General features: G+C 73.5%; 7 protein-coding genes and 1 pseudogene. 2 read left to right on the plus strand and 6 right to left on the minus strand.

The features are described from left to right. Positions 1-217 (plus strand): annotated as a pseudogene (locus tag AB0K09_RS25680) (ABC transporter ATP-binding protein); the annotation flags it as partial. Here the strand turns inward: AB0K09_RS25680 and AB0K09_RS25685 are convergent. The 6 genes from AB0K09_RS25685 to AB0K09_RS25710 form a co-directional block, all read right to left on the minus strand. Then, on the minus strand, positions 204-1244 hold the full coding sequence (locus AB0K09_RS25685) for a UDP-N-acetylmuramate dehydrogenase (protein ID WP_366067756.1): 1041 nt from the start codon (positions 1242-1244) through the stop codon (positions 204-206). The pseudogene AB0K09_RS25680 and the gene AB0K09_RS25685 sit on opposite strands and share 14 nt — an antisense overlap. Before the next feature lie 155 nt (positions 1245-1399). Then, positions 1400-2782 carry a hypothetical protein gene (locus AB0K09_RS25690; RefSeq protein WP_366067757.1) on the minus strand — a complete coding sequence of 461 codons (1383 nt, stop codon included), beginning with the start codon at positions 2780-2782 and terminating at the stop codon, positions 1400-1402. A 131-nt stretch (positions 2783-2913) separates the two neighbouring features. After that, positions 2914-4215 carry an MFS transporter gene (locus AB0K09_RS25695; protein WP_366067758.1) on the minus strand — a complete coding sequence of 434 codons (1302 nt, stop codon included), beginning with the start codon at positions 4213-4215 and terminating at the stop codon, positions 2914-2916. A gap of 178 nt (positions 4216-4393) precedes the next feature. Next, a complete protein-coding gene (gene epsC, locus AB0K09_RS25700) occupies positions 4394-4945 on the minus strand; it encodes a serine O-acetyltransferase EpsC (protein WP_366067762.1) in 552 nt (183 codons plus the stop codon). A gap of 95 nt (positions 4946-5040) precedes the next feature. After that, on the minus strand, positions 5041-6066 hold the full coding sequence (locus tag AB0K09_RS25705) for a pyridoxal-phosphate dependent enzyme (protein ID WP_366067759.1): 1026 nt from the start codon (positions 6064-6066) through the stop codon (positions 5041-5043). A 125-nt stretch (positions 6067-6191) separates the two neighbouring features. Next, positions 6192-7595: an MFS transporter gene (locus AB0K09_RS25710; RefSeq protein WP_366067760.1), complete on the minus strand. Its 1404-nt coding sequence runs from the start codon at positions 7593-7595 to the stop codon at positions 6192-6194. A gap of 92 nt (positions 7596-7687) precedes the next feature. Between AB0K09_RS25710 and AB0K09_RS25715 the strand changes: the two genes are divergently transcribed. Next, positions 7688-8038: CGNR zinc finger domain-containing protein (locus tag AB0K09_RS25715; protein ID WP_366067761.1), on the plus strand; the 351-nt coding region annotated here is incomplete at its 3' end.

An 8038-nucleotide genomic window follows, 5' to 3' on the forward strand; every position in this document is an offset into this window, starting at 1 on the left:
GGCCGTCGCGCTGGCCGCCACAGGGGTCGGGCTGGGCGCACCCCCGGCGCTGGCCGACACCGTCTCGGTGAGCTACGCCTGCACGGGCCCGGGCGTCGATCCGGTCTCGGGGACCCCGCTGATCGTTCCGGTCGGGCGGCACCACCGCGGCACCCGGGCCGGGGCCGGCCGGGCCGGGACGGCGGGAACGGCGGGAACGCCGGTCAGTCGCCGATGAAGTCGATCTCCGGGGTCAGCGTCACTCCCGTGCGGCGCCGCACCTCGTGGAGCACCGTGTCGACCGCCTCGGCGAAGCTGGCCGCGCTGGCGCCCTCGTCGGCGACGAGCGTGTAGTGCAGGGAGGAGACCCGGACGCCCTTGGCGACCGGGTGGTTGAGGCCGAAGCCCGCCCGGCGGATCAGCCAGCTGGCGCTGACCCGCGTCGAGCCGTCGGGGAACCGGTTGACGGGCGCGTCGAGCTCGCGCAGCCCCTCGATCTGGGCGGCGGTGACCTCGGGGCTGAGGAAGACGCTGCCGACCGAACGCCGGTCGACGTCGCAGAAGTCGAGGACCATGCCCTTGCGGCGGCGGACGGCCAGCACCGCGCGGGCCGCGTCGGCGGCGGGCACGCGCTCGCCGACGGCGACGTCCAGCTCCTCGGCGACGCTGCGGTAGCCCACCGGCGCGCTCAGCGGGGACCGGCGCAGGGCGAAGAGCAGGCTGAGCAGGGTCCAGCGCCGGGATCCCTTGAAGACGCTGGTGCGGTGGCCGAGCCCGCAGGCGGCCGCGTCCAGGACGACCTCGCGGCCGGCCCGCCAGTCCCAGGCGGTGACCTCCACGAGGGTGTCGGCGATCTCCTGCCCGTACGCGCCGACGTTCTGCACCGGTGTGGCGCCGGTGGTGCCGGGGATTCCCGCGAGCATCTCCATGCCGATCAGGCCCTCGGCGACGGTGGTGTCGACCAGCTCCCACAGCGGGTGCCCGGCCTCGACGCGCACCAACACCCGCCCGTCGCCGCGGTCCCCGAGGATCCGTACCCCGCGGGTGGCCATGCGCAGTACCGGGACCGAGCAGCCCGCGTCGCCGACGAGCACATTGCTTCCGCCGCCGAGACAGACGGGGGTCCGGCCGTCGGCGCGGGCCGCGGTGTGGGCCACGAAATCGGGAAAGTCTGCGGCGTCCCGCAGTTCGGCGAAGGACGCGGCCGGCCCGCCGATGTTCAGCGTCGTCCAGGGGGCCAGCGGTATCCCGTGAATCACTCTCATATGAGAACTCCTCGAAATCCTACGAGGGGCCCAACCTAGCGTCGGCGGACGGTGAATCGGGGCGTCGAGCGGTGGTGACGGTGAGGAATTTCCCGGGAATCCGGGAATCGCGCGGACCGCTCTTGCGCACCGGTAATCCGGCGGCCGCCGGGTGACTAACAGACCGCCAGCCGGCGCTCGCCGCCGAGGAGGTCGTCGGCCCGCTGCACGGTCTGGCGCGCGGCCCTGCCGTCGCAGCGGCGGAACCGGCTGCGCAGCCAGGTCAGGCGCGCCGTCGCGCGCATCGAGTTGACGTGCTCGGCCAGGTCGAGGGCGGCGTCGGCGGCCGCCGCGGCGCCGTCGACGTCGTCGAGCTGGAGGCGGGCCTCGGCCAGGGAGGCCCAGTGCAGCAGCCGGTTGCGGGGCTGGCTGTCGTCGAAGAGCCGGAGGCCGTGTGCCAGGTCGCGGGCGGCGCGGGCCGGTTTGCCCAGTTCGAGCCAGGCCCGTCCGGCGTCGGCGACCAGTACGGCCGGGGTGACCCAGTAGCTCCACGGCGCGTCGGCCCGGCCGCCGCGCGGGCCGGCCTCGGCGAGCTCCGCCGCCTCCTCCAGGGCCCGCTGGCAACCACCGGGATCGTCCAGGCTGGCGTGGGCCCGCGCCTCCCGGGTGGCCAGCAGGGCCTGGCCGGGGCCGGCCGGCTCGCCGGCCGAGCCCTTGCGGGCGATCCGGCTCAGCCGCAGGGCGTCCTGGCCGTGGCCGTTCCAGGCTGCCCGGTAGCTCAGGCAGGAGATGACGTGGGCGGCCAGGGCGCGGTCGCCGGCGGCGCGGGCGGCGCGCAGGGCCAGCAGCAGGTGCTGCCGGGCGAGGTCGTCGATGCCGAGGTCGGCGGCGATCCAGCCGACGAGCTGGCCGAGTTCGGCGACCGCGCGGTGCAGCCGCACGCCGGTCGCCGGGTCGTAGGAGCACTCGGCGGTCAGGGTCCGTGCCCAGCGCAGGTCCTGGGCCGCCCAGTCGAGCACGAGGCGGCCGCCCCGGTCGTCGTCGAGCCGGCGCAGCTGGGCGATGCGTTCGTTGAGCACGTCGAGCGCGGCGTGGTCGACCTCTTCGCCGCGCAGCTGGGAGCCCGGCTCGGGGTCGGGGTTGAGCAGCCAGTCCACGGCCGTGGTCATCAGCTCCTGCTCGGTCGCCGCGGTGCGCGGGGCCGGGGCGGCGGCCGTGAGCCGGGGGCGCTGCGCGGACCGCGGCGCGTGCGGGGACGGCTCGCTCCCCGCGTCCGGTGCCGGGCGGGGGGCCGGGACGCGGGCGAGGCACTCCTCACCTGCCGGGAACCGCCCGGGCCACAGGGCCTGGACGGTGACGGGCTCGCCGAGCCGGTCGGTGAGGATGTCGGCGACCACGTGCGGCAGCCGGCGACGGGGGCAGGAGCCCTTGAGCCAGTTGTAGGGCGCCTTGGGGCTGATGGTGTCGGCCCCGCAGACCCTGTTGATCTCCCGGGCCAGCCGCTCCGGCGACCAGGAGAGCCGATCGAGGCAGCAGGCCAGCACGGACGTTTCGTTCATCGGGAAGGACCTTGACCTCGACTGTGCGCTGGTTGACTCTCGTCGCTCTTGCTGCAATCAACAGGCAATTGCTACCCATGTGCGAAAACGATCGACCCCCCGAACAGTAAAAAGAAGGTCAAGTCCGCTGGTCAGCTGATGAATTCAGGACGCTTTTCCGGACACTGTCCGACCGCTGTTTCCGGCCGTAGGACCGGCCGGTAGCAGAGCCCGCCCAGGGCCACCACGCCCGCCGCGAAGAGGAAGGGGGCGGAGAAGGAACCGGTCGCCTGGGCCAGCCAGCCCGTAAGGATCACGCCACCCGACGTGGCCGCGGTATTGGCGAAATTCATCAGTCCGCTGACGGCGCCCACCGCGCCGGGCGGTGCGAGCAGTCCGGGCAGGCTCCACGCCACGGGCGCGGCGACGGCCAGTCCGCCGAGGGAGAGCGACATCCAGCCCACGGCGGCCCACGGCGAGCCGGCGGTGCCCGCGAAGGCGATGGTGGCGCCGACCGCGAGCCCGCACGACAGGACGCGGCGGCGGACCAGGGCGGGATCGCGGCCGGCGCGGACGAGCCGGTCGACGAGCCAGCCGCCGAAGGCGACCTCGGCCGCCGTCGCCACGATCCACGGCACCATCGAATAGAACCCGGACCCCAGCAGGGCCACGCCGAACTGCCGCCGGAAGAATTCGGGCATCCAGGTGAGCACCACATTGATGGTGTAGCCGTAACAGGCGAACCCCAGGCACATTCCCCAGACGCGGCGGTCGCGCAGCGCCGCGCGGAACGCCCCGGTACTCCCCCGGTCCCCGCCGCGCGCACCGCCACCGAGCAGGAACGCGCGCTCGGCACGGCCCAGACGGGGATGTTCGGCCGGGTCCCGGTAACCCCACCACCACACCGCGGCGAAGAGCACGCTCAGCGCCGCGGTGAAGAGGAATCCGGCGCGCCAGCCCCAGGTGCTCACCACGAAGGCGAGCACCGGGAAGGCCACCACGTTGGCGAGTTTGGTCGCCCCGTCGAACAGGGCGGTCGCCCGCCCGCGTTCGGCGAGGGGGAACCAGGCGGCGGTGGCCTTGGAGGCGCCGACCATGCAGGGTCCCTCGGCCACGCCGAGCAGCACCCGGGCCGCGATCACCAGGCCGAGCCCGGAGGCGACGGCCGTCGCCAGGCTCGCCACGGCCCACAGCAGGGCTGCGGCCCGGGTGAGGCGGCCGGCTCCGAAGCGGTCGACGAGCAGCCCGGCGGGCAGCTGCATCAGGCAGTAGGACCAGCTGAAGGCGGACAGCACGAGCCCGAGCTGTCCGAGACTCAGCCCGAACTCGTCGGCGACCTGCCCGCCGGCCACCGAGAGCACGGTCCGGTCCAGGAAGTTGACGACGACTCCGCCGGCGATCAAGGAACCGATCGCCCAGCGGGCACGCCCGGGGGAGGTGACGGTACTGGTCAACGGACTGGTCAACCCTTCGGGAGCGGTGGTGTCCGGTGACGATCACGCTAGCCGCACCCCGGTCGTGGCCCTGACCGGAACGTCGAGATCCGGCCGGTTCGGGGCGACACCGCCCCCCGCGCGGCGCCGCCCTGCCGGCCGTACCCCCGCTCTCCCCGTCCGTCGTCGCGCGGCCCGGTCAGGCGCTGTCCGAGCGGGCCGCGCCGGCCTGTTTGCGGACCCGGGCCACGACGGGTTCGGCCATGATCCGGCTGCCCGGGCCGACGTCGCCGAGCACCAGGGCGTGCGCCCCGATCATGGCGTCGTCGCCGACCTCCAGCGGCCCGAGGACCGTGGCGTTGACGCCGAGCGTGACCCGGTCGCCGACGCGCGGATGGCGCCGGTCGCCGGAGGAGCGCAGATTGTCCCGCCACCAGCCGATCGCCCCCAGGGTGACCTGCTGGTAGATCGTCACGTCGTCGCCGATGACGGCCGTCTCGCCGACCACGACACCGGTGCCGTGGTCGATGAACAGCCGCCGGCCGATCTCCGCTCCCGGGTGGATCTCGACGCCCGTCAGCATGCGGGCGACACTCGTCAGCGCGCGGGCGCCGATCCGGTGCTGGCGCCGGTACAGCCGGTGCGCGACGCGGTGGATCCAGACCGCGGGCAGGGTCGAGTGGAAGACGGCCTCCGTGCGCGTGGCGATGGAGGGGTCGCGGGCGAGGGTGGTGTCGACGTCCTCGAGCATCCGGGACAGCAGCCCGTTCCGGTCGCGGCTGCCGCCGAAGGGCAGCACCGCGCGTTTGCGGGGCCGGGCCGTCCCCGTACGGTTCGCCGTGCGCATCAGCGGCCCAGTCCCTCGGCCTTCTTCCAGTCCTCCGGGGAGCCGGAGTCCGCGAAGACGGTCACCACCACCTCGTCGGGCCCGAGGTTCTTGGCCTCCTCCCAGGCGATCAGCCAGCTCGCGGCCGCCGAGGAGCCGACGCGGGTGCCGGTCTGCCGGAAGAAGTCGAGCATGCCGGCCAGCGCCTCGCCGTGCGCGATCTGCGCACTGCGGAACTCCGGAAGGAGCTTGTCGACGAACGGCTGGCGCAGCCCGTGGGTGAGGCCGCCGGCCCCGGCGAACTTGGGCTCCGCGTTGGGCGGGTGGGGGGTGCCGTAGGGCAGCTCGGCGGGCGTGACGCCGATGACGCCGAGGCCGGGCGCGATGGTGCGCAGGGCGCGGGCCACACCGGTCAGCATGCCGCCGCTGCCGACGGCGGCGACCACGGCGCTGGGCCGTGCGCCGTCCAGCTGGCCGACGATCTCCCGGCCGGTGAAGAACTGGTGGGCGGCGACGTTGGCCATGTTGCGGTGCTGGGCCAGCAGCGTCCAGCTCGGGTCCTCCCGGGCTATTTCCGAGGCACGCTGCATGATGCTGAGCGGGAATTCACTCGCGGGCACCAGGTCGATCTGTGTGCCGCCGTCCCGCAGCTGCTTCAGCAGGCTCTCGGGAACGGAGTCCGGCATGACGGCCCGCACGGGAATTCCGGTGACCTTGTTCAGTCCCGTCAGGGCCCGGGCCATATTGCCGCCGGAGCAGTCCAGCAGCTTCAGCGGCTCCGAATTCCCGGCATGTTCGTTGACGGCCCGGCACAGCATCGCGTAGGCGGGCCGGTCCTTCGCCGAGCCCGAGGGGTTCAGGAACTCGTACTTCGCCATGATCTTCGCCCCGCCGGGCGGGCCGGGTACCTCGACCAGCGGAGTTCCGCCCAAGGTGGCCCGGAATTCGCGCAGCCCGGGGTAGAGGGCGAGCGCGGTGCTTTCGTCGACCGCCGTCTCCAGGGGTTCGGTGACGGAAAGGTCGATCTCCGGCAGTTGGGTTGCCATCAGGCTCACTGTCCCTTCGTCCGTTCGCGGTTTCCGATGCTTCTGCGAGGGGGACGGAGGTGTCAACGAAATGCCTTTTGTTCAACCGGGGGTCCGGGGGCAGGGCCCCCGGCCGCCCGGATTCCTCATTCCCCGGAAGGGCTGAAAGCGGCCCGTACCACGGGCCGGGGGACGCGCAGCAGCCACATGGCCGCCAGGCCGGTCCCGAGGCCCACGACGGCCGCCACCAGGAACGCCGCGTCGATGCCGTTCGCGTAGGCCGCCCGCGAGACCTCCGCGCCGCGCCCCGGCGCGTACTGGTGGAAGACGGAGCCGAGGACCGCGATGCCCAGGGCCAGGCCCAGCTGGCGGGCGCAGTTGGCGGCCGCCGAGGCGACGCCGCTGCGCTCCGGCGGGGCGGCGGCCATGGCCGTGGCCGGCAGGACGGGCGAGACGATGCCGGCGCCGACGCCCGTGACGACGAGGCCCGGCAGGAGGGCCGGCCAGGAGGAGTCCGCGCCGACCGCGAGCACGAGCAGCGCGTTGCCGAGGCCGACGGCGAGCGAGCCGCCGCCGAGCGTCCACTGCGGCCGTATGCGGTGCAGGGCGCTCCCCACGACGGCGGAGGTGAGGAAGAAGGCGACCGGCTGGACGGTGATGACCAGGGCCGTGGCGAAGGAGTCGAGGCCGACGCTGTCCTGGAGCCAGATCGACATCACCGGCAGGGCGCCGAAGCCCGCGAGGTAGTAGCCCAGGGCGGCGACGAGCGTGCCGTTGAAGGCGCGCTTGCGGAACAGCGACAGCGACAGCATGGGCGCCTCGCTGTAACGTTCCACGGCGACGAAGGCGGCCAGCATGACCAGGCCGACGAGGAATCCGGCCAGGGCGGAGGTGTCGCCCCAGCCCCGTTCGCCGCCGCGGATGACGCCGAAGGCGATGCCGGTGGCCGCCAGGGTGAAGGTGACGATGCCGGACCAGTCGATGCGGGTGGGCGTCCGGGCGTCGTCGACCAGCACGGCCTTGGACAGCACGACGGTGGCCACGCAGACCGGCACACCGCCGAAGAAGATCCACTGCCAGGAGAGGAACTGGGTCAGCATGCCGCCCGCGACGTTGCCGATGCCGGCGGCGGCGCCGGCGACGGCGCCCCAGACGGCGAAGGCCACGCCCTTGTCGCGGCCCGTGTAGGTCAGGCCGATCAGCGGCAGCAGGGTGGCGAACATGGCCGCTCCGGCCAGGCCCTGCACGGCCCGCGCGGCGATCAGCGTGCCGACGTCCGGGGACAGCCCGCAGGCGAGGGTGGCGGCGGCGAAGACGACGAGGCCGAGCAGATAGAGCCGTTTGCGGCCGAGGTTGTCGCCCAGCGACCCCATGCCGAGCAACAGCCCCGCCAGGGCGAGGGTGTAGACGTCGACGATCCACTGGAGCGAACCGAAGCCCGCGTCCAGGTCGTCGGCCATGCTGGGCAGTGCCACCGTCACGATGGTCGAGTAGACGAGCAGCATGAACGTACCCAGGCAGGTGGCGACCAGGGGCAGCCATTTGCGCATTGATGTGATCCCTTCCGGGGCTGGAGCCGTGCCGTCCAGGGTGCTGTAATAGGCTTGTGCAGCAAAACCCTTACGGAGAAGATCCGGTCCGGTTGATCACCGATCTGGCCGCCGCGCCCCCGCGGACCCCCGGCGAGTTCGCCGAGCGCTGCCTGGCCGCGGGCATGGCCATCGACCGCCCGGTGGGCGAGGCCGACCTCGCGGAGATCCTCGGCTTCATCCCCCGCTGGCTCGCGGTCGTCGACGCGGACACCCCGGCGCGGCGCGCCGCCCTGCTCAACGGGCTGCTGGCCGACGCGGCCGCCCATCCCCGGCTGACCGACCACGCCGACGGCGGCTGGCACATCCACTACCGCAACGACGGCCTCGGCCTGGCCGGCGTCGTCCGCGCCGTGGTCAGCGTCGGCACCGCTCTGCATCTGACGAGCCGGGGCATGGACCGG

Origin of the sequence: Streptomyces sp. NPDC049577 (assembly GCF_040675635.1) — a bacterium.
GTDB lineage: Bacteria > Actinomycetota > Actinomycetes > Streptomycetales > Streptomycetaceae > Streptomyces.